General features: G+C 43.1%; 19 protein-coding genes. 7 read left to right on the top strand and 12 right to left on the bottom strand.

Translation table 11 applies throughout. The features are described 5' to 3' along the window. Positions 1-20: 20 nt before the first annotated feature. Both mobB and M0C34_RS09370 read left to right on the top strand, forming a co-directional pair. Positions 21-539 (top strand): molybdopterin-guanine dinucleotide biosynthesis protein B, encoded by a 519-nt coding sequence (gene mobB / locus M0C34_RS09375; RefSeq protein ID WP_248715361.1) that lies wholly within the window; start codon positions 21-23, stop codon positions 537-539. 57 nt (positions 540-596) lie between these two features. After that, a complete protein-coding gene (locus M0C34_RS09370; RefSeq protein WP_248715360.1) occupies positions 597-2,735 on the top strand; it encodes an FAD-dependent oxidoreductase in 2,139 nt (712 codons plus the stop codon). Between the two features lie 292 nt (positions 2,736-3,027). Here the strand turns inward: M0C34_RS09370 and M0C34_RS09365 are convergent, their stop codons facing one another. The 7 genes from M0C34_RS09365 to bioB all read right to left on the bottom strand — a co-directional run bounded on the left by M0C34_RS09365 (position 3,028) and on the right by bioB (position 11,338). Continuing rightward, positions 3,028-5,514 carry an EAL domain-containing protein gene (locus M0C34_RS09365; protein ID WP_248715359.1) on the bottom strand — a complete coding sequence of 829 codons (2,487 nt, stop codon included), beginning with the start codon at positions 5,512-5,514 and terminating at the stop codon, positions 3,028-3,030. Continuing rightward, complete coding sequence (locus M0C34_RS09360; protein ID WP_248715358.1) at positions 5,507-6,484, bottom strand: ABC transporter substrate-binding protein; 978 nt, start codon at positions 6,482-6,484, stop codon at positions 5,507-5,509. The genes M0C34_RS09365 and M0C34_RS09360 overlap by 8 nt, the downstream gene beginning before the upstream one ends. Positions 6,485-6,691: 207 nt before the next feature. After that, positions 6,692-7,564 carry a protease HtpX gene (gene htpX / locus M0C34_RS09355; protein WP_248715623.1) on the bottom strand — a complete coding sequence of 291 codons (873 nt, stop codon included), beginning with the start codon at positions 7,562-7,564 and terminating at the stop codon, positions 6,692-6,694. A 92-nt stretch (positions 7,565-7,656) separates the two neighbouring features. Beyond that, the gene (gene bioD, locus M0C34_RS09350; RefSeq protein ID WP_248715357.1) at positions 7,657-8,352 is read right to left on the bottom strand and encodes a dethiobiotin synthase; all 696 of its coding nucleotides are present in this window, start codon (positions 8,350-8,352) and stop codon (positions 7,657-7,659) included. Then, positions 8,345-9,121: a malonyl-ACP O-methyltransferase BioC gene (gene bioC / locus M0C34_RS09345; protein ID WP_248715356.1), complete on the bottom strand. Its 777-nt coding sequence runs from the start codon at positions 9,119-9,121 to the stop codon at positions 8,345-8,347. The genes bioD and bioC overlap by 8 nt, the downstream gene beginning before the upstream one ends. Then, a complete protein-coding gene (bioF, locus tag M0C34_RS09340) occupies positions 9,118-10,284 on the bottom strand; it encodes an 8-amino-7-oxononanoate synthase (RefSeq protein ID WP_248715355.1) in 1,167 nt (388 codons plus the stop codon). Before bioF ends, bioC begins: the two co-directional genes overlap by 4 nt. 1 nt (position 10,285) lies before the next feature. Continuing rightward, positions 10,286-11,338 (bottom strand): biotin synthase BioB, encoded by a 1,053-nt coding sequence (gene bioB / locus M0C34_RS09335; protein ID WP_248715354.1) that lies wholly within the window; start codon positions 11,336-11,338, stop codon positions 10,286-10,288. Positions 11,339-11,434: 96 nt separating this feature from the next. On the opposite strand from bioB, the gene bioA reads away from it, so the two are divergent. After that, entirely contained in the window at positions 11,435-12,703 is a 1,269-nt protein-coding gene (gene bioA / locus M0C34_RS09330; RefSeq protein WP_248715353.1) for an adenosylmethionine--8-amino-7-oxononanoate transaminase, read from the top strand. Positions 12,704-12,707: 4 nt separating this feature from the next. On the opposite strand, the gene M0C34_RS09325 is transcribed toward bioA, so the two are convergent. Beyond that, positions 12,708-13,076 (bottom strand): hypothetical protein, encoded by a 369-nt coding sequence (locus tag M0C34_RS09325; protein ID WP_248715352.1) that lies wholly within the window; start codon positions 13,074-13,076, stop codon positions 12,708-12,710. Between the two features lie 153 nt (positions 13,077-13,229). Between M0C34_RS09325 and asnS the strand changes: the two genes are divergently transcribed. After that, on the top strand, positions 13,230-14,630 hold the full coding sequence (asnS, locus tag M0C34_RS09320) for an asparagine--tRNA ligase (protein ID WP_248715351.1): 1,401 nt from the start codon (positions 13,230-13,232) through the stop codon (positions 14,628-14,630). A gap of 192 nt (positions 14,631-14,822) precedes the next feature. Beyond that, complete coding sequence (locus tag M0C34_RS09315; protein WP_248715350.1) at positions 14,823-15,503, top strand: DUF3334 family protein; 681 nt, start codon at positions 14,823-14,825, stop codon at positions 15,501-15,503. On the opposite strand, the gene M0C34_RS09310 is transcribed toward M0C34_RS09315, so the two are convergent. The 3 genes from M0C34_RS09310 to M0C34_RS09300 all read right to left on the bottom strand — a co-directional run bounded on the left by M0C34_RS09310 (position 15,500) and on the right by M0C34_RS09300 (position 18,894). Further along, positions 15,500-16,090: a DsbA family protein gene (locus M0C34_RS09310; protein ID WP_473964560.1), complete on the bottom strand. Its 591-nt coding sequence runs from the start codon at positions 16,088-16,090 to the stop codon at positions 15,500-15,502. The genes M0C34_RS09315 and M0C34_RS09310 overlap by 4 nt on opposite strands. A gap of 31 nt (positions 16,091-16,121) precedes the next feature. Next, positions 16,122-16,661, bottom strand: coding sequence for an NAD(P)H nitroreductase (locus tag M0C34_RS09305; RefSeq protein WP_248715349.1), 540 nt, complete (start codon positions 16,659-16,661; stop codon positions 16,122-16,124). A 211-nt stretch (positions 16,662-16,872) separates the two neighbouring features. Beyond that, on the bottom strand, positions 16,873-18,894 hold the full coding sequence (locus M0C34_RS09300; protein WP_248715348.1) for an oxidoreductase: 2,022 nt from the start codon (positions 18,892-18,894) through the stop codon (positions 16,873-16,875). Positions 18,895-19,049: 155 nt separating this feature from the next. Here M0C34_RS09300 and sppA point away from each other — a divergent pair, with 155 nt between their 5' ends. Together sppA and ansA are read left to right on the top strand one after the other, a co-directional pair. Then, complete coding sequence (gene sppA / locus M0C34_RS09295; protein ID WP_248715347.1) at positions 19,050-20,876, top strand: signal peptide peptidase SppA; 1,827 nt, start codon at positions 19,050-19,052, stop codon at positions 20,874-20,876. Positions 20,877-20,960: 84 nt separating this feature from the next. Further along, positions 20,961-21,971, top strand: coding sequence for an asparaginase (gene ansA, locus M0C34_RS09290; protein ID WP_248715346.1), 1,011 nt, complete (start codon positions 20,961-20,963; stop codon positions 21,969-21,971). On the opposite strand, the gene M0C34_RS09285 is transcribed toward ansA, so the two are convergent. Next, positions 21,968-22,249, bottom strand: a complete 282-nt coding sequence (locus M0C34_RS09285) for a YeaC family protein (RefSeq protein ID WP_248715345.1) — start codon at positions 22,247-22,249, stop codon at positions 21,968-21,970. The genes ansA and M0C34_RS09285 overlap by 4 nt on opposite strands. Between the last annotated feature and the right edge of the window lie 157 nt (positions 22,250-22,406).

Raw genomic sequence — 22,406 nt, 5'->3', positions numbered from 1 at the left:
AAAACTAACAGAGTAATCAAATGGATAAAAAATGGCCAAAACCGGTGCTAGGTATTGCCGGTTTTAGTGGGAGTGGGAAAACACGTTTACTGAGTGAAATACTCCCCTTGTTGATAGAAAAAAAACTAAGGGTGACGGTCATTAAGCATAGTCATCACACCATTAATTTGGATGATCCCACAAAAGATAGCCATAAGCTTACAGCAGCCGGAGCATCTGAAGTGATATTGTCTTGTCCCAACAAACGTTACCACTTTAGTCAGCAACACAATCACGATAGCGTCGAAGAACAACTGAATTGGGTGAACTGGGCTGCCTGTGACCTGGTATTGGTTGAAGGGTATCGTCACAGTGATATACCAAAGATTGAAGTTTATCGTGAACAATTAGGCAAACCGTTACTCAGCGCCAATGACGAATCAATTATCGCCGTGGCTAGCCCTAATAAACTGGAGTCATCGCTTACGATTTTGGATCTAAACAAGCCTAACTTAATCAGCGAATTCATAGTGAACTATACTAACAACGAAAATTTGTGAAATAGAATCATAAACTTAAAGGTCTATACATTGTCACTACTGTTTAGAGAATAAAATATGAAAGCGAATAAACAGATTGTTGTAGCGGTACTTGTCGTTATTATCGGTCTTACATGGTGGTTCGATTTGGGCCAATGGTTAAATTTTGACACCATCAAACAGAGCCAATCGGACTTGCAATCTAGCGTAGAGCAACATTACTTTGTATCTATTGTTGGTTACTTTTTCCTATATATATTTGTCACCGCTTTTTCAATACCGGGAGCCGCATTGCTGACCCTGCTAGCGGGAGCTCTATTTGGCGTGGTGAATGGGGTCATAATGGTGTCTTTTGCCAGTAGTATTGGAGCAACCTGTGCATTTTTTGTGGCGAGATACTTATTAAGAGATAGCCTAGAGAAGCGTTATGCAGACAAACTACAAAGCATCAATCAAGGCATTGAAAAAGAAGGTGCATTTTATCTGTTTAGCTTACGTCTAATCCCTATTTTCCCTTTCTTTCTTATTAACCTTGTGATGGCGTTGACTAAACTGCCGCTCAAAACCTTCTATTGGGTAAGTCAGTTGGGGATGATTCCAGCGACTATCGTCTACGTTAATGCAGGTACAGAATTAGCAAAGCTCGACAGCTTATCAGGAATACTGTCCCCTTCGTTACTCATCGCTTTTACGCTTTTAGGTGTGCTTCCTTACATTAGCAAAGCAATTTTAAACAAAATTAAGCAAGGTCGGGTGTACGCGCCTTACAAAAAACCCACATCTTTTGACAATAATTTATTGGTGATTGGCGCGGGCGCAGGCGGTTTAGTGAGCTCGTATATAGCTGCAGCGGTAAAAGCTAAAGTAACACTAGTTGAAAAACACTTAATGGGTGGCGACTGCTTAAACACTGGTTGCGTGCCATCTAAGGCGCTAATTCGTAGCGCTAAGTTTGCTTATGAAGCCAACAATGCTGAAAATTTTGGTTACGAAAAAGTGGCGGCTAAAGCCAATTTTGCGAAGGTGATGGAACGCGTTCATCAAGTTATAAAGCAAGTTGAGCCCCATGATTCAGTGGAACGTTACACCCGCTTAGGCGTGAATTGCGTTCAAGGCACTGCGCATATTCGTAGCCCTTGGGAAGTTGAAATTGACGGCAAACTGGTTACTACTCAAAACATCGTGATTGCTACTGGCGCTCGGCCACTGGTTCCGGCTATTCCAGGCTTGCAAGATGTTGATTTTCTAACCTCAGATAGCTTATGGCAGCTAACAGAGTTACCTCAAAAGCTATTAGTATTAGGCGGCGGTCCTATCGGCTGTGAACTCACCCAAAGTTTCGCTCGTTTAGGTTCTCAGGTCACTCAAGTTGAAATGGCCGATCACTTGCTTATTCGCGAAGATATAGAGGTTAGTCAGTTATTAGAAGAACAATTTACCAAAGAAGGCATAGATCTTAAGTTGGGGTGGAAAGCAATAAGCTTTCACAACCATGAAGGTAAACAAAGTGTCATTCTCACCCAAGGCGAACAGCAGCAACAAGTAGAATTTGACAAAGTTATACTTGCGCTTGGAAGAGTGGCAAATACTAAAGGTTTTGGTTTAGAAGAATTAGGGATTGAGAATTCCGAACGAGGCACTGTGGCTGTTAATGCACACCTTCAAACTAACTTTCCCAATATTTATGCTGTGGGTGATGTAGCAGGCCCTTACCAGTTTACCCACTTTGCAGCCCACCAAGCTTGGTACGCAGCAGTGAACGCACTGTTTGGCCGATTTAAGAAATTTAAAGCTGATTATTCGGTCATTCCAGCGGCAACTTATACTTACCCAGAGGTCGCACGAGTAGGACTGAACGAACAAGATGCGAAACAGCAAGAGATTGCCTACGAAGTGACCGAGTTTCAATTAGAAGAACTCGACCGAGCAATCGCAGAAGGCGCCACCAATGGCTTCATTAAGGTACTTACTGTGCCAGGTAAAGATAAAATTTTAGGTGCGACTATAGTAGGTGAACATGCGGGCGAATTGCTTGCTGAGTTTACCCTAGCGATGAAACACGGACTAGGTTTGAATAAGATATTGGGAACAATTCATGCTTACCCAACCATGATGGAAGCAAACAAATATGTAGCCGGAGAGTGGAAACGTAATCATGCTCCACAGAAGGTCCTGTCATACTTAGAAAAGTTTCATACTTGGACAAGAAAGGGTTAAGCAAGCGGCCTAGCTGACTGCTTTGGCAATACCTTGCGACCTTTAATCTAAAATAAATAGGGCCTAGTAACTAGGCCCTATTTGTTATTTAAGTGCTAAACATTAAAGTTACTTAATGAGTTGAGGCAAATATCTATTTTACCACTGAATAGCAAGCAAACCTTCTACCCACGAAAATGCTAATAAACTTTACGCCTTTGATGGCTAGGCAACAAAGGCCTCAAAAAGTGTGTTAATGACGGTTTTGATATGCCCAATAACTTTCAACCTTGAATACAAACTTACTTGTTCTTTAGGCTATCTCTGCCTGACCGATAAATAAGCGATCTTCAAATATTTCTGGCTCTAAAGCTTCGCTAAAGTAGAAACCTTGATAAACCGTACAACGACGATATTTTAAAAACTCTAGCTGATACTCTGTCTCTACCCCTTCGGCAATAACTTCTAGGTCTAGGTTTTCCGCCATAGAAATAATAGTCGTGATAATGGCACACTCACTGCCACCGCTTTGCAATTCGCTAACAAACGATTTATCAATTTTTAAGCAATTAATGGGGAGTTTGTTTAAATACGCTAATGAAGAGTAGCCAGTACCAAAGTCATCAACGGAGAAGCGAACGCCAATGTCACGGAGGGCTTGAATTTTTTCAACCGTATCCTGAACGTTATCGACTAATACGCCTTCGGTAATTTCAAGCTCTATAAGTTTTGGGTCACAACCTGTCGCTTGAATAATATTAATAGTTTCTTGGACAAAAGTGTCTCGGTGAAACTGGTTAGGACTAACGTTAATTGACAAGGTTTTAAAGTTATCGGGAAGCCCTCGGTCTTGCCATACTTTTAAGGTTTCACAGGCACTTCGCATAACCCATTGTCCTAGCAACAGGATGAGTCCATTTTCTTCTGCGAGAGGAATAAAACGACCAGGAGATATCCAACCCATTTTACTGTCAAACCAACGTAATAAGGTCTCGGCTCCCACCATTTCAAAATTTGCGTTATAACGAGGCTGAAAATAGGCAACCATGTCTTCGTTTTCTAGGGCTTCTCGCATCATTTTTGTTAGCAAGTGGCGTTCTTGAATTTCGTCGGCCATTTTATCCGAGAAAACATGAACACTAGAACGCGCTAAATCTTTGCCATGATAAAGCGCGATATCGGCTTGGCGCAAAATCTCAGTAGCATTACTTTCAAGGTTCGGGAACAAGGCAACACCGGTGGTTAAATTAAGGGTGATCTGGTTGCCTTTGATAATAAATTCTTTATGAATAATTCGGCTTAATTCAACCGCCATCTCAGTCGCTAAATTTTTCGCTTCTTCGCGATCATTGGATAAGTTAGGAACCAACAACGCAAACTCATCGCCACCTAACCGTGCTACAGTTTCGGCGCTACTGCGGCCCTCTCGAAGACGGTGAGCAATTAAGCGTAACAACAGGTCTCCGGCTGCATGTCCCAGCATATCGTTAACGTTTTTAAAATGGTCAATGTCCAAATAAATCAGCGCGCCGACTTTTTTGCTACGTTTGCTCCTGTCGATCTCGAGGTCTAAGTTTTCTAATAGCTTACGACGATTCGACAAACGCGTAATATCATCGTGAGACGACTGGAAACGCACCAATTCTTGAGCCGAGCGGACTTCTGAAATATTGGTTTGCGTACTAATAACACGCGAAGGCAAACCACGCTCGCTACGTTCTACAACCATCCCTCTTGATAAGACCCATAGATAATGACCATCTTTATGCCTTACGCGATGCATACTCTCGTAGACCTTATTTTTCTTTTTAAGGTGCTTACGAAGCTCATTGAGAGTTTTGTCTAAGTCGTCCGGGTGAATTCTTGATTCCCACTCTTCAATTTTTTCTCCTACCTCTGAATCTTGAAATCCCAGCATTGATTTCCATTGAGGTGAATAATAAACCGTGTTGGTCAGTAGGTTCCAATCCCAGATCCCATCCCCCGATCCACTTAATGCGAATTGCCAACGTTGTTCGCTTCGTTGCAACTGGGCAAAACTGCTATGAATGCCAGATGCCATTTTTGATATAGCATGTTCTAAAGCACCTATTTCACCCTGACTTTTCGCTTGAATTTGTAAATGATTATGCGTTTGAATTTGCTTAGTGCGACTCACTAGTTTGTTGACTGGTTTTACTAAAATGCGATTTAACATCCACACTAAAATCAACATAGCGATCGACATGTAAATAAAACTTTTTATTGCTTCACTAAAAATTTCTTGGCGCTTTACCAACCAAGCATTTTCAAGGTTGTAACTGACAAATATTGCTCCATGTTCTGCACGTCTTAAACTATCTTCACGCGGCCCCATATCGAGAGGCAAATACAAATTCACTTGCCATTTTTGGGGGAGTATTTGTGTCAATGGCGCCCGCTGGTTTTTGACTTTGGTAAATAAGTCACCATTAAAATAGTTGCTACTATCGGCGGCAAACAAGCTCTTTTCAGCACGATGATTAGATAACTGAACCAAGCCTTGAGGGTCGATAACTTGCAGCGAGTCTAAGCCTTGATTTAACGCCACTAAGGTAATTTGTCGTTCAGCGATATCCCATTGATGACGCGACAAGCTATCAGACAAACTTTGCTGAAGCTGGTACCCGGTATTCAACAGATTAATAGCGGCATCTTCCGCTATTTTGTCTTGTTGTTCGTTCAATGTACCCAACAGCAGTAGCCCTTGTGTAACTAGCAACAACACCAGAGCCAATACAGGAATAACTATGCTTAGCGAAATCCGTTTTATCTTAAACACCTGTTAACTCCATTAACCACTCACTACTGAAGTTTCTCGATAAATCCGGCGCACGGCGGATCAATTCTAAATCTGCCATGCGCTGCGCTTTTTGTTGGGCATGCCCTGAGATAAAATTGCTAGAAAATAGCGAAATACTTTGCTGTGCATTTAGAACCTGTATTTTGGTATAGGCTTGTTTAACCTCTTTACTATATAACTGAGTTCGCTTGGCTATCAGCTTGAAGCCTTCTCTAGAATGTTCCTCTAACCAACTACTGGCAGAGTAAAAATTATTCAATAGCTTAAGCACATTTTGTTTTTGGTCATGTAAAGCCTTAGTGCGCACCACCAATACACGATAATACGGTTCACTTTGCACAGCACTTTGATATAAAACATTCCCTGACAAGTTATCAACTAAACGGCTCTGGATTGGGCCCGAAGTGAGAACTGCACTAATATCACCTTTGCGAAACAAGCCAAGTTGTTCATCTAATTTTGCTTCTACCAACACAAAATCATCCGCTTGCAACTCACTGTCTTGAAGCCAATCGTCGATCACTAGCGACGCAACGGATAAACTTTCATAACCTATCCGTTTACCTTTTAACGAACTAATATCGCCAATAGCCTGCTGCGATACCAAAGCATCACCACCGACGCTGCGGTCAATAACCGCAACGACGGTCAGTTCTACGCGCTCTGATAATAATGTAATCACTTCTGTTAGGCTGAGAAAGGCAGCGTCTACTTGGTTGCTCTTAATAGCATGCATGACATGACTAGGGGTTGTAAGCTCACTAACCTTGTAACTGGCAGAGCCTTCGTAAGCGAGTTGTTTAGCGAGAAATATTGGCTCAAAACCAAGCCATGGAGAGACAGCAACGCGAAGATTTTGAGTTTGATTTTGGCAAGCAGCTATCAAGCCAGCCAACAACATGACAGTGATCTGTTTGAAACACTTTAAAGACGGCACAATAAAATTCATATCCCTACGTTGTTCTCAACTCATCCTGAGCCTTTAACAATTATTAGGTCATTCTGCTTGCCATTAGCACAAAAAGAAAGTGTCGATGTAAAAAAATTATGACGATGTTACATACTTAAAGGTTTACGCCCAAAATTTGAGCACTAGATCAAAGAGAGCCGCAAAAACGGCCCTCTTTTTAAAAATTGAAATAGAAGTGATTCTTGGTTAATTCGCTCTTAGTGCTGCTATGCGTTTTTCTAAAGGCGGATGACTTAACAGTAATTCGTTGATTGAGCGTTTTCCGTTAATGCCAAAAGCCATCAATGAACCTTCCATTTCCGGTTCACGGCTACCACTTAGGCGTTGTAAAGCGTTGATCATTTTTTGTTTGCCAACCAACTTAGCCGACCCTGCGTCTGCGCGGAATTCACGTTGGCGAGAGAACCAACTAACGATGATGCTCGCTAAAATGCCAAATACCATTTCCAATACAAAAACTGTTGCTATGTATGCGAGGGTCCCCATACCTTGGCCGTTTTCATTGTTGTTGCTCATAGAAGAACTAATCAGGTTGGCAATAATACGTGCTAAGAACATCACAAAAGTATTAACTACTCCCTGAATTAGAGTCAAAGTGACCATATCACCATTAGCAACATGGCTAATTTCATGAGCAAGTACCGCTTCGACTTCATCACGAGTCATGTTTTCCAATAAACCTGTACTCACCGCTACCAAGGCGTCATTACGCTTTGCTCCAGTAGCAAAAGCGTTCATATCTGGCGCAGCATAGATTGCGACTTCAGGCATCCCGATACCGGCGGCTTTAGCTTGGCGCGCGACCGTTTCTAGCAACCAAGCTTCAGTTTGGTTTTTCGGAGTAGTAATCACTTGAGCCCCAGTAGATCGCTTAGCCATCCACTTAGATATCAGCAGCGATATTATGGAACCACCAAAACCAAAGATTGCACAAAATACTAATAGTCCGCCAATACTTTGAGTCGATATCCCCAAAGCAGAGAACACAATGTTCATGACGATGCCAAGTACTAATACAACCGCTAAGTTAGTGGCTAAAAACAAAAATATGCGTTTCATCATCTTCCTCGAAATAGGTCTAAATAACCCAACACCTATAATATATTGGGCATAGCTCACATTTTTCAATGCCTCGAGATTAAATTATTAACTTACATTTTACAAACTAGCTCATTCAAACTGAAGTGATTGGCGATGGATTGCGGGTTTAGCTGAGCTTGATAAGGGATTTTGGCGATACACGGTGCTTCAAAGGTGTCGCGTAGATACTGAATATTCAAATCTGATATTTGACGATCGTTATTTAGTACATTGGCTACCCAGCCGATTAAACGGGCTCCACTAGCCTTGATAGCCTCGGCCGTTAACAATGCATGATTCAAACAACCAAGCTTTACTCCAACCACTAACAATACGGGTAGCTGTTGCTCTACGACCCATTGCGACATCGTGATGTGATGTTCCCCCAATGGTACGTGCCATCCCCCGGCGCCTTCAACAACAACAAAGTCTGACTTCGCTTTTAGCTGCTGTAAACCCTTAGTCATCAAGCTGATATCTACCGGTGTTTTTTCTAGCCGTGCCGCAATATGAGGAGCAATGGCTTGCTCTAATACCACCGGGTTAATTTCAGAATAACCCAGTTTACCGCTACTAACGGCATGAATAGCGATACCATCCTCATTAACTAAATGGTCACCGCTTTGCTCAGCGCCTGCTGCAATAGGCTTATAGCCATTGACGCGACGGCCTGCCATCTGTAGCTGTAATGCTTTAATGAGGCCACAACTGATGACCGTTTTACCAACTTCGGTATCGGTACCTGTAATGAAAATAGACTTAGTCATTTATTAACACTCCATAACAGACTTTATAGCTGGCACTCATGCGGTTATCCATCTCTGATTTGGCAAACTTTTGTTTATAAACACCCGCCATCTTCTTTAACTGCGTTGGATTGGCCAAGCCGTGTTGACCTTCTACTACGTAATTGGCGCCTATCCCCTTTAACTCCGCGAGTAACATAAAGGCATGCTCATACCACAGCGTTTGATCTTCAATAGTGATGTCTCGTTGATTAAAACCCGAATTTTCAATGGCTTTTTCGATATCAGATTGATTAAGAAAGCTATTCACGTGGCTATGTTGGTCAATTTCAGCCCAGGCTTGTTTTAACTCACATAAACTTCCGTCAACTAAAGTAGAAAAAATCGCCACACCGTTAGGCTTTAATATTCGCTTTATCTCAGCTAAGGCCTGCGGTAAGTCATTACACCACTGCAAGGCCAAATTTGAGAAAACCAGATCAACAGAATGATTGGCTAAACCTAAGTGTTCTGCATCACTCACTACACTAGATAAACCATGATGGGTTTGCATAGTTTGACGAGCCATAGCGTGGGATAAGTCAACAGATATTAGATAATCAGCTCTGGCCTGCAACTCAGCAGAGAAATATCCGGTACCACAACCTAAATCAATAGCTAATGGAAACCGCTGGCTTGGCAGAAAAGTCAATAAACGGTGTCCAATATCTCGTTGTAATCCAGCGAAATCATTATAAGTGGTAACAGCTTTTGAGAAAAACTGCGCCACTAAGCGTTTGTCAATATTCATATTTTGTTACTTAATAACTCAGCCAGCACCGACAACAACTGGCTAATATCTTGTTGTTGGTGGTGGCTACTTAAGGTGATACGCAAGCGCGCAGTATTTGAGGGTACTGTTGGGGGCCGGATAGCGGAGACCCAATAGCCTCGCTGTTGTAACTGTTGGCTGATAGCTAAGGCCCGCTCGCTAGATCCCAACAAAATTGGCTGTATAGCGGTGTCTGATCCACCTAATGTAATCCCCAGTTCTAATGCTTGTTTTTTAAAAAAGGTAATATTTGCTAGTAGCTGGGCTTGAAATTGTGGTTCATTTTTGACCACCTCAATTGCAGCACTGATCGCGCAGGCTTGGGCAGCCGGCATAGCGGTTGAATAAACATAACTTTTATCAAAGTTAACTAAATAGTCTTTCAGCTCTTGGTTACAAAGGATGGTCGCCCCTGATACACCTAGCGCCTTACCAAATGTAAGCATGTGTATTTGTACATCATTGACTGGCAAATGGGCATGTTCGATACTTCCCCGACCTTGATCACCAAGGCAGCCAACACCATGAGCGTCATCTACCATTAGCCAGCTATCATGCTGCTTACATAACTGACTGATTGGGCTTAATGGAGCTTGATCACCATCCATGCTGAAAACACCTTCGGTGATCACGAGGCGGTTTGCATTGCTAGCATTGACAAGATGTTGCTCTAGATGTTGAACAGAATTATGTTTAAAACGTTTGAAGCTTGCCTCACTCTGCACCCCTGCTTCCATTAAAGAGGCGTGATTAAGTTTATCTTGTAATAACACATCGTGTTTTGTTAACAGTGCTTTTATCAATCCTTGATTAGCTGAAAAGCCACTATTAAACAACAAGGCCCCCTCACGCCCCTGCCATTCGCAGAGTTGCAGCTCTAATTGATAATGTGGCCTTTGAAATCCGCTAACCAAAGGTGAGCCACCACTACCCACACCAAAATCTCGAGCCCCCTTAATCCACGCTTCAATCACACTTGGGTGGTGAGATAAACCAAGGTAGTCATTACTAGAAAAATTAAGGTAGCGTTGGCGATCAAATTCTATCCATCGCCCTTGAGCGGAAAATTGGCAGCGTCGTTGGCGAAACAATTGCTGCTGTTTACGCTGCTCAATGGCTTGAGTGACAATCTCAAAGGCCATTTTAAGAAGCGTCGTAGAATTGCGAGTCGCTGTCTTTTTGTTGCTGCTTAACCAAAGTTTGGTAGAGCACTTCTTCTTGCTCTTCGGTGCCATTTTTAAGCGCCGCCGTCTCAGGACGGATACCTAATTTTTTGAACAACTGCATATCTTGGTTTTCATCTGGATTAGGGGTGGTTAATAGCTTACAACCATAAAAGATTGAATTGGCACCGGCCATAAAACATAAAGCCTGCACTTGTTCGTTCATCTCTTCACGCCCGGCTGATAAACGTACGTGAGAACGTGGCATCATGATCCGTGCAACAGCAATACAACGAATAAACTCAAACTGGTCCATATCATCAACATCCTCAAGCAAGGTTCCCTTAACCTTGACCAGCATATTAATAGGCACGCTCTCAGGATGGCGAGGCAAATTTGCCAACTGCACTAACAAACCACTTCTATCACTGGCGGTTTCTCCCATCCCCATTATTCCGCCAGAGCACACTTTCATCCCAGCAGAGCGCACGTTATCAAGGGTATCCAGGCGTTGATCATAAGTTCGAGTGGTAATGATTTCTTGGTAAAACTCGCGAGAAGTATCAAGGTTATGGTTATAGTAATCTAAACCCGCATCTGCCAGTTGTTCGGCTTGCTGTTTCTCCAGCATACCTAAGGTCATACAGGTTTCCATGCCCATGTCTTTCACCCCTTCCACCATTTTCAGTAGATAAGGCATGTCTCTCTGCTTCGGATTTTTCCATGCCGCCCCCATACAAAAGCGGGTTGAGCCGTTTGCTTTGGCTTTTTCAGCCTCTTTGAGAACATGTTCGACTTCTAATAAACGCTCAGTTTTTAAGTCTGTTTTGTGATGAGCACTTTGTGGACAATATTTACAATCTTCAGGGCAAGCGCCAGTTTTAATTGAGAGCAAAGTAGACACTTGTACCTGATTAGGGTCAAAGTTAGCGCGATGAGCGCACTGAGCCTGAAATAGTAAGTCATTAAATGGCAAAGCAAACAGATCGTTTACTTCCTGTACGGTCCAATCGTGGCGGAGTGCTTGAGTCATTTGTGCGCTTTCTTTAGCAATAATATTCGGCTAGTCTATCTACAGCAAAGCAGCTGTCAACTTTTATAAGCCAACAACTTTACAAGCGGTTAAAAAATGAGCATTGATTTAAACTACGACCAACAACATATTTGGCATCCTTATACTTCTTCGATTACACCTCTGCCTTGTTTTCCAGTAGCCGCCGCCCAAGGATGTGAAATTATACTCGAAGATGGCCGTCATTTAATCGATGGTATGGCGTCTTGGTGGGCATGTATTCATGGCTATAAGGTCAAAGAGCTCGACCAAGCTGCCGCTGATCAGCTATCGAAAATGTCACATGTGATGTTCGGCGGCCTAACCCACCAACCCGCTGTTGAACTCGCCAAAAAACTGGTAGAGATCACCCCTAACAATCTTGAGCAGGTTTTTATTAGTGACTCGGGATCGGTCGCGGTAGAGGTAGCCTTAAAGATGGCACTTCAATATTGGCACGCCAAAGGTGAAAAACGCACTAAGTTTGCCACGATACGCAACGGCTACCATGGCGATACCTTTGGTGCGATGTCGGTATGCGACCCTAACGGCGGAATGCATCAGCTTTATCAAGGTTTCCTACCTGAGCATTTCTTCTGTGCCGCCCCACAAACTGGCTTTGATGAACAGTGGGATCCCGCAGATATTGAACCGATGAAAACCCTGCTCGAACACAATCATCAGCAGATAGCCGCGGTTATCGTTGAACCCATTGTACAAGGTGCGGGCGGTATGCGAATTTATCACCCACAGTATCTGCGTGAACTAAGAAAGCTGTGTGATCATTATCAAGTACTGCTAATTGCCGACGAGATCGCCACCGGCTTTGGTCGAACAGGTAAACTGTTTGCCTGCGAGCATGCCGACATTTCGCCTGATATTCTTTGTTTAGGAAAAGGTTTAACCGGCGGTTATATGAGCCTTGCAGCCACGCTTACCTCAAAAAGAATCGCTGATACTATTTGTAGCGGCGAGGCAGGTGTATTTATGCATGGGCCGACATTTATGGGAAATCCTTTGGCTTGTTCAGTAGCAGTAGCCAGTATTAATTTGTTACTCAGTTCGGGTTGGCAGCAACGAGTCCGTAACATAGAGAAGCAATTAAAGCAGCAATTGGCCCCTTGTGCAGGTCTGCAAGCGGTGCATGATGTCAGAATATTAGGTGCCATCGGCGTGGTCGAAACGAAAACGCCGGTCAATGTTGCACAAATACAACAAACATTTGTAGAGCAAGGAGTATGGATTAGGCCCTTTGGTAAACTGGTATATATCATGCCTCCTTACGTTATTACACCGAGTCAGTTAACTCAGCTATGTAGCGCTATTTACGGTGCTTTAGCGGAGTAAGCCACTAATCAAACAAGTTTAAGTAATAGCCTAGCAACGCGGCAATCACAATCAGCGCTAACAAGCCCGTATTTATTTTAGAATAATCGGTTTGACGGCGTGAACGACTCCAGTTTAGCGCGATGCTGGTTAAGGTAATGCCACAACATCCCCACAATAAATAAACGTAAAGCTGACGCAAATCTTCTTGCCAATGGTCGCGGTATCCTTGCCCGTCTGATGGTTGAAAAGCACTATATGCAATTTCGGGACGTGCATAGTGATAAACAATCAGCGAGGCTAAGAATGCACTCCACCCTATCAAAGAAAATACAAAGAACAAACGTTGGAGGCCATCTGGACCTTTTCTTCTTTCTTTACGGTTATGGGGCATCGCTAACCTTTTTTGCTGGTATAAATTTGTTTTTATAAGGATAACTTATCGAATTACATTGTTTTAGCATATTTTACTTGAGTCTTTAGCCTCAGGAAGTAACATTGGTTCCCTTATAATATTAGCACTATCAGATTGGAGCAGTTGTTTGCTATGACGCATTCTTCAGTGGCAGACGTTTTGAGCGGTAAGTTCAACGTTGGTCAACAAGTTACATTAAAGGGTTGGATCCGTACTCGTCGCGATTCAAAAGCCGGACTTTCTTTCTTAGCTATTCATGACGGTTCATGTTTTGATGCCGTACAAGCCGTAGCACCTAATACCCTGTCCAATTACGATAATGATGTGTTAAAGCTGACTGCCGGTTGTTCTGTTGTAGTAACGGGCGACGTGGTTGAATCCCCAGGCAAAGGCCAATCATTTGAAATTCAAGCGACTGAAGTTGAAGTGGTAGGTTGGGTAGAAAATCCCGACAGCTACCCCATGTCGGCTAAACGCCACAGTATAGAGTATCTCCGAGAGCATGCTCACCTGCGCCCTCGTACTAACGTAATGGGTGCGGTTATGCGTGTGCGTAATTGCTTATCTCAAGCCATCCATCGTTTTTACCACGAACAAGGTTACCTTTGGGTAAGTACCCCAATCATCACCGGTAGTGATACTGAGGGTGCTGGCGAGATGTTTAGGGTTTCTACTCTAGATATGAATAACTTGCCACTGAGTGATAAAGGCGAAGTAGATTACCAACAAGACTTTTTTGGTAAGGAAACCTTTTTAACGGTTTCAGGCCAATTAAACGCCGAGACTTACGCGTGTGCGCTATCGAAGGTTTACACCTTTGGGCCAACCTTCCGTGCAGAAAACTCTAATACTAGCCGTCACCTAGCTGAATTCTGGATGGTAGAACCGGAAGTTGCATTTGCAGATTTAGAAGACGTGGCAAAACTTGCAGAAGATATGCTGAAATACGTATTTAAAGCCGTGTTAGATGAGCGTATGGACGATATGAACTTCTTTGCACAGCGAATCAACAAAGAAGCGGTAAGCCGCCTCGAAAACTTTGTTAGTGCTGATTTTGCCCAAGTAGATTACACCGACGCGATTCAAATTTTAAAAGATTCAGGACGAGACTTTGAATACGACGTTGAATGGGGCATTGATATGTCTTCAGAACACGAACGTTATTTGGCAGAAGAGCATTTTAAAGCGCCAGTGGTAGTGAAAAACTACCCGAAAGACATTAAAGCTTTTTACATGCGCCAAAATGAAGACGGTAAAACAGTAGCAGCAATGGATGTTCTGGCGCCTGGTATCGGTGAAATCATCGGTGGTAGCCAACGTGAAGAGCGACTCGATGTACTAGACGCGCGCTTACTTGAGCTAAACCTAGATAAAGACGATTACTCTTGGTACCGCGATTTACGCCGCTATGGTACCGTTCCGCATTCAGGTTTTGGTTTAGGTTTTGAGCGTTTAGTGTCATACGTAACCGGTATGACTAACATCCGCGATGTCATCCCGTTCCCACGGGCACCTAAAAATGCAGAGTATTAATTAACAGCGTTTATAAACCTTTAATGATTAAAGCCTCAATTTTGTTGAGGCTTTTTTATTTGCTGATCACCCTCACACTCAAGCTAATTGCCGCTTAAGCCATATCAATCAAAGCTATACAGCATTGGGATCATCATCCATACTTGTTTTCATTGAAAGTGCAAAATTATCATGAGCGTAACAAGGATCTGCATGAAAAAATTGAAAGTGGTTACTACCGAAGACGTACTACTCACCCTGTGTAATTCAGTCACCAATGTATTGAACAAAGCAACCAGTAGTGAAATTAGATACTCGGCGATGGTTCAGAAAATCAACAAAACTTGCCTTAAACCAGATATAGGCTGTTTTGTACTTTTCGATGGCGGTTTTTCAGGTTTGGTCGTGATTAACTTCACCGCCGATGCTGCAATGGAAATCTACCGCAATTACATGTTGCACATGGGCATACCTGAATCGGAACTCGCCCAACAACACACTGCTGATGAGGTCGGCAACGTGATGGGTGAACTAATGAATCAAATGGTAGGTTACTTCACCGGTGTGATTGGAAAAGAGTTACAAACCTCTCTTACCCAAAACCAGCCGAAAATGCTTGCACTAAATAAACAAGTTCTCATTTCGATTGATACTAATCTAGATCGACCTCAAGCGCGCCGAGTGACCTTTACTACCGCTAAAAATAATATCTTCTATCTAGAATTGGCGATGGATAAAACAGAGTTCATAAAACTTCATGAATTTGAAACCGAAGAAGATGTTGATCCCGATGATCTTATTGAACAAGCTGCAGCACAGAACAAAGCATCCAAAAAGCCTGCCGAATCAAGCCAAACCATTGATCAAGATTTACTTGACGAATTGGGCATCTAATTAAGCAACTGCTGTATATGCTCAAGGCTAACTTGAGCATTTTTATAATCTAAGCCCACTGGATGATAAGCACCTGAGACTTCTAACACCAAGGAAGGAAAGCCCTGAATAGGTAAACTACGAGCAAAATGAATCTGCTCTAGTAGCTGTCTATTCAACTCTTCACTCGTCAAGTCACGAGAAAACTGCTGACTATCCAAGCCCAAATTTTGAGACAGCGTAATCAGTTGATGATCATCTGAGGGATTGATTGCCTGCAAATAATAGGCATGCTGAATTGCGCTAATCATCGCTTTTCCTGCGTGCTGCTTAGCAGCAGCAAGTACTGCGCGGTTTGCTGGATAGGTGGAACGCCGAGGTATGTTTAGTCGCCAGAAATCAAAATTAAATTCAGTGCCTAACTGGTCGGAAATTTTATGCCACGTTTGCTGTAAAAATTGTTGCATATCTTCAGGCATCACCACCGAAGAGTCAGCGGCCAAGCCCCCTAATAAGTACTTTAGTTGAACATTCTTAGGCAATTTTTTTTCCAGTGAGCTCAAGGTTGGTTGGTAACCCCAACACCATGAGCACATTGGATCATGCACGTAATATAAGCAGCCTTTAAAATCACTCACTCTACAACCAACTTACGTAGTCTTTAAAGTCTAATTCACGTGGCTTATTGGCTTTGGTTTGAGCACTACCTAAATAGAGATAACCAACAATAGACTCAGTCTCAGATAAACCTAATTGTTGGTTAACTACCGGGCTATAAGCCATGGGACCTGTACGCCAAATACCATTATACCCTTGAGCAAATGCTGCCATCTGCATCGCATGAACCGCACAGCCTGCAGACAATACTTGTTCAATTTCAGGAACTTTAGAATGTACTTTAGGTGAAGCGATAACGATGGTAATAAGTGGAGCACGAAACGGCATAGCTTTAGCTTTCTCGTGGTCGCCCTCTTCAGCTTCAGCCGCCTTCGCAAAAATGCTCGATAGACTACTTAACCCCTCACCGCTAACATGAATAAAACGCCAAGGGGTTAAGCCTCCGTGGTCAGGAGCCCGCAGGCCTGCTTTCCAGATCACTTCTAGCTCTGCTCCTTCGGGAGCGGGTGCCGCTAAGCGCGCGCATGAGTAACGATTTAGCAATAAATCTAAGGCTTTCATTATTATCCTTAACAGCCTGAATATAGCGCCATTGTGCGCGAATTATGCCAAAAGTAAAGTAAGCTAGATCGCTGTTTTACAGCTAAGCAATATGTGTATTGAAACGAGAGAAGCTAGCTAATCAACCAGTGTAAAGTGTGGCTGTTGCAGTCTTGGCTAAAATGAGTCTACTAGACTGCAACGGTCAAATTAACAATACACAACGCTAACCCTAGATAACAGCTGCCAGCTCAGCGCCTTGGCGAATAGCTCTTTTAGCATCCAGCTCGGCCGCGACGTAAGCTCCGCCTATGAGGTGGGAGCTTACGCCTAAAGCACTTAAATCGTCATGTAAGCCGCGCATAGGCTCTTGTCCAGCACATACGACCACATGATCGACATCGAGAATTGTTTTCTCTCCATTAACCAAAATATGCAAACCTTGATCATCAACTTTTTGATATTCAACACCAGCAAGCATTTCTACCTGGTTTTTCTTTAAGGTTTCACGATGGATCCAGCCGGTTGTTTTACCTAAATTCTTACCTACTTTACTGGCTTTACGTTGACATAAGTAGACTTTACGTAAGGCCTTATGCTGCTGCTGCTCTTTTAGGCCACCCGCTTGTGACATTGTATTATCAATTCCCCAATTGTCTAACCAACGGCCTACATGAGTAGATAAAGAAGGCTGTTTTTCAACCAAATATTCTGCAACGTCAAAGCCGATACCGCCAGCACCGATAATCGCGACTTTATCGCCAACCTCCTTGTGGTCTCGTAGCACATCCAAATAGTTATAAACTTTAGGATGATTGATGCCTTCAATGGGGGGAGTACGGGGTGATATACCACTCGCGACGACAATTTCGTCCACATTTAGCGCCGCTAACATGGGCGCGTCAACACGAGTATTGAGCTCAAGGTTTATATTGAGTTGCTTGATACGATTGGCAAAGTAACGCAGCGTTTCATAAAACTCTTCTTTGCCAGGGATCTGCTTCGCATAGTTAAACTGGCCACCTAGTTGCGCGCTAGCATCATAAATTGTCACTTTATGTCCACGTTCTGCGGCGTAACATGAAAATGCCAAGCCGGCAGGACCGGCGCCAACTACTGCAATATTCTTACTATGTTTACTGGTTTCAAAAGTAAGCTCGGTTTCATAACAAGCTTGCGGATTAACGAGACAGCTAGCACGTTGCTGTTTAAATACATGATCTAAACAAGCTTGGTTACAACCAATACAGGTATTGATGAGGGCGGCTTGGTTGGTTCGCGCTTTTTCGACAAACATCGGGTCTGCTAATAAGGGGCGCGCCATTGACACCATATCGGCCTGACCTGAGCGTAAAATATTCTCTGCTACATCAGGCGTATTAATGCGGTTTACTGCTACCATTGGAATACTAACGTGTTGCTTTATTTTTTCAGTAACCCAAGCAAATGCTCCTCGGGGAACACTGGTTGCGATAGTAGGAACTCGCGCTTCATGCCAGCCAATACCAGTATTCAATATTGTGACACCGGCTTGCTCAAGTGCTTTTGCAAGGATCACGACTTCGTCATAGGTGCTACCTTTTTCAACTAAATCTAACATCGATAAACGGAACACTATGATAAATTTTTCGCCAACCAAAGCTCGGGTTTGTTTAACAATTTCTAAAGCAATTTTTATTCGATTTTGATAACTGCCACCCCAGCCATCGTTACGTTGGTTGGTTCGCGCGCAAATAAACTGATTAATCAGGTAGCCTTCTGAGCCCATAATTTCAACACCATCATAACCCGCTTTTTTGGCCAGTTTGGCGCTGTTGGCAAAATCTTTAATGGTGGCGCGTATTTGACGATCACTCATTGCCTTTGGTTTAAATGGCGAGATAGGCGCTTTTATTTTGCTCGCGCTTACATTAAATGGGTGATATCCATAACGACCGGCATGTAAAATCTGTAGCGCAATTTTGCCACCTTCTTGGTGTACAGCATTGGTGATTATTCGGTGTTTTTTAACTTGCCAAGGAAAACTAAGCTGACATCCATTAGGCGCTAACCGTCCTCGAAAGTTAGGCGCAATACCGCCAGTAACAATTAGACCAACCCCACCCTTTGCGCGTAAGGCATAAAATGCGGCTAACTTTTCAAACCCACCTTTTTCTTCTTCTAAACCGGTGTGCATAGAGCCCATTAAGACTCGACTTTGTAACTGAGTAAAACCTAAATCAAGTGGTGCTAACAAGTTGGGGTACTTGGTCATCTTTGTAACCTCAATCCTTTGGAATGTTATTAAACTGTTAACAGAGTATACAAAGCAAACCCACGTTTCAAACAATTGTTTTAATATTTGCAGGTGCCTGATAATTATGACTATGGTAACGTTTAACTCTATTTGACATTAATAAGTAGATCGCAGTGTTTAAATTCATCAAAAACATATTCCGCTTGTTTTGGAAAACCCTTAACTTTATTCGTGCGTTAATCGTTAACTTATTTCTACTATTGCTGGTAGTAATGGTAATAATCGCCGTTAACGATGTCAGCGACGAACCAGCAGCCCCACCGGTTGCCGGCGCATTACAGCTTGTTCTTGACGGGCAAATTGTTGAACAACGCCAACGAATAAACCCGATGGCTGAATTGTCCAATGAATTACTGGGAAATACCGTAGAAAAAGAGTTTGATTTACACGACATAGTCGCAGCCATTGAGCAAGCCCGTACAGACAGTAATATCACCGGTATTGTGCTTCAGTTAGGTAGTTTACCGAACACTAGCCAAACAAAATTGGCCACCATCGGACAGGCATTGCTGCGGTTTAAAGACAGTGGAAAACCTATTGTGGCTTATTCCGATTATTACGACCAACACCAATACTATCTCGCAAGTTACGCAGACCAGCTATTGCTTAACCCTAAGGGAGCGGTATTAATACGAGGGATGAACTCCCGTCGCTTGTTCTACAAAGATGCTATCGATAAACTTGACGTCACTACCCATATTTTCCGAGTAGGAACACATAAATCGTTTGTAGAACCTTACATTCGTAATGATATGTCCGACGAGGCAAAACAAGATTTAGCTCATTGGATGGATCAGCTTTGGCAGGCTTATTTAACAACGGTATCAGCAAATAGGAAGCTCGATGCCGAGCATCTTATGCCTGAACCCTCAGAGTTACTTGCACGTCTAAAATCAGTAGACGGTGATGGCGCACGTTACGCCGAAAAGTTTGGTTTAATCGATCAGCTCACTACTCGCAGCCAAGCTAAACAGGTGCTAGTCGATACCTTTGGTGAATCAGAAGATGGTGAAAGCTATAAAAAACACAGTTACCTCGATTACCTACAAACCGTGTCTGACAAGCAGACCAGTAGTAACAAGATTGCTTTAATTGTTGCTCAAGGGGCAATTGTTGGCGGGCGCGGACAAGAAAATGTGATCGCTGCGGATACTGTATTGTCGCAGCTGAATCGAGCCTTGAATAATGAGCAAGTTAAAGCCTTGGTAGTTCGCGTTGACAGCCCTGGAGGTAGCGCCTTCGCCTCAGAATTAATTCGTGAGAAATTCCAACAATTTCAAGATAAAGGCATCCCGGTCATCGTATCAATGGGTAGCGTGGCAGCAAGCGGTGGATATTGGATTTCTTCCACCGCCGATCAAATCTTTGCCAGCCCCACCACGATTACTGGTTCTATTGGTATTTTTGGCATGTTTGCGACTTTAGAGAACGCCTTAGCGAAAATTGGCGTGACTAGCGACGGCTATGCAACTAGCACCTTAGCTGAAGTAAGCCCTATCCAAACCCTACCTGAAGAAGTTAGGCAGATCATTCAGTTGAATGTGGAGCATGGTTACCACGATTTCCTATCGTTAGTTTCTTCTGGTAGAGGTATCGACTTAGGCGATATGGATAAGATAGCTGAAGGCAGAATTTGGACTGGTCAAGATGCATTAAATAATGGACTGGTCGATCAACTCGGTGATTTACATGATGCGATAGATTACGCTGCTGCTCTCACTGAGTTAGAAAACTATCAAGTAGTAAAACTAAGGCCTGAGCTAAATTCTCGTGAACGTTTTATTGCCCAGCTATTTGACTCTCATATAGCCCAAGCCTTAGAAACGGCTATCCCCAATTGGACGCTATTGCATTCTCTTGCAGAACAGGCCCCGAATATTGAACAATTCAATGACCCGCTAGGTCAATATAGTTTTTGCGCTGTATGCGAACAATTCTAAAACGATGGCATTTATTTAGAATCGCTTAATTACTTTAGCTTTGCATCAGACTATAATTTCAAAAAATTATTGAATTATAGTCTGATGAATCAAAAATCTATTTATATAGCCTACACTGGCGGCACTATCGGTATGCAACGTAGTGAAAGAGGCTATGTACCTGTCGCTGGGTTTATGCGTGATTGTCTTAAAGCAATGCCAGAGTTTCAACGCGACGAAATGCCAGACTTTACCGTTCATGAATTTTCTCCACTTATAGATTCAGCTGACATGGATCCTCAGCATTGGCAGTTGATCGCTGAAGATATCCAAGCTAACTACGAAAAGTATGATGGTTTTGTCGTTTTGCACGGTACCGATACCATGGCTTACACCGCTTCAGCACTATCATTCATGCTTGAGAATCTAACTAAACCCGTCATTGTTACAGGCTCGCAAATTCCACTGAGCGAGTTACGCTCTGATGGTCAAACAAACTTACTGAATGCGCTTTACCTTGCCGCTTATTATCCAGTTCACGAAGTATGCCTATTTTTCAACAACCAGTTACTACGCGGAAATCGCAGTACCAAAGCCCATGCAGACGGCTTTGATGCATTTATGTCACCTAACTTCCCCCCTTTACTAAAAGCCGGCATAGATATCGAAGTTATCGCTGGTGAAATAAGGCCAACCGGAATTAGCGCCCTGCAGATTAGTCCTATAGTGCCCCAACCTATTGGCGTGGTGAGTTTATATCCGGGGATTTCAGTTGAAGTAATCGCTAATCTGCTATTACAGCCAGTTAAGGCGGTCATTTTGCTTAGTTATGGCGTGGGTAATGCTCCGCAACATGAAAGGATGACGGAGCTGCTAGAACAAGCCAGTGAACGCGGAATTATCGTGCTCAACTTGAGCCAATGTTTAACAGGAAAGGTAAATATGGACGGTTATGCAACGGGCAATGCATTAGCCAAAGCTGGTGTTGTAAGTGGCAGTGACATGACCACCGAAGCAGCCTTAGCTAAATTACACTACTTGCTAAGCAAAGATTTACCTAGCAAGCGGATTAGAGAATTGTTAAGCCAAGATATTAGAGGTGAAATCACCCTCTAACTATCGTGCTGAGCTACTTTAATAATCGTTTGCTCCTCGCGGTACTGACGCTTTAGCTCTTGCTTTGACTTCATGACCAATTCGCCGTCGGTTCCTACGGTGAAATGTTGGGGCTGATGGTTATGTTTAGCCTGATACAAAATCACCATTTGCTGGGTATGGTCACGCTGTTCTTTAGTGACTTTTTTACCATCAGGCCAACGTCCAGTTTCTACTGCTGTTAGCATGTTTTGATAAATCTCGGGGCTCATCGCCGCCAACAACTTCTCTACATCCATTTATCACTCCTATAATGTTATGGAAACACTAACAAACCAATTGAGCACTGCCAAGTTATAAACTGAGCAGTTGAGCAAAATGCCGGGGTTTAGATTGACCTAAATAGAAAAAAACTATGCTAGTCTTACACTTATAAAAAATTGCCACTAAACCTTT

The sequence above is a fragment of the Agarivorans sp. TSD2052 genome (assembly GCF_023238625.1).
GTDB lineage: Bacteria > Pseudomonadota > Gammaproteobacteria > Enterobacterales > Celerinatantimonadaceae > Agarivorans.
The sequence above is the reverse complement of the archived record's forward strand: the minus strand, read 5'-3'. Positions and strand labels throughout refer to the sequence as shown.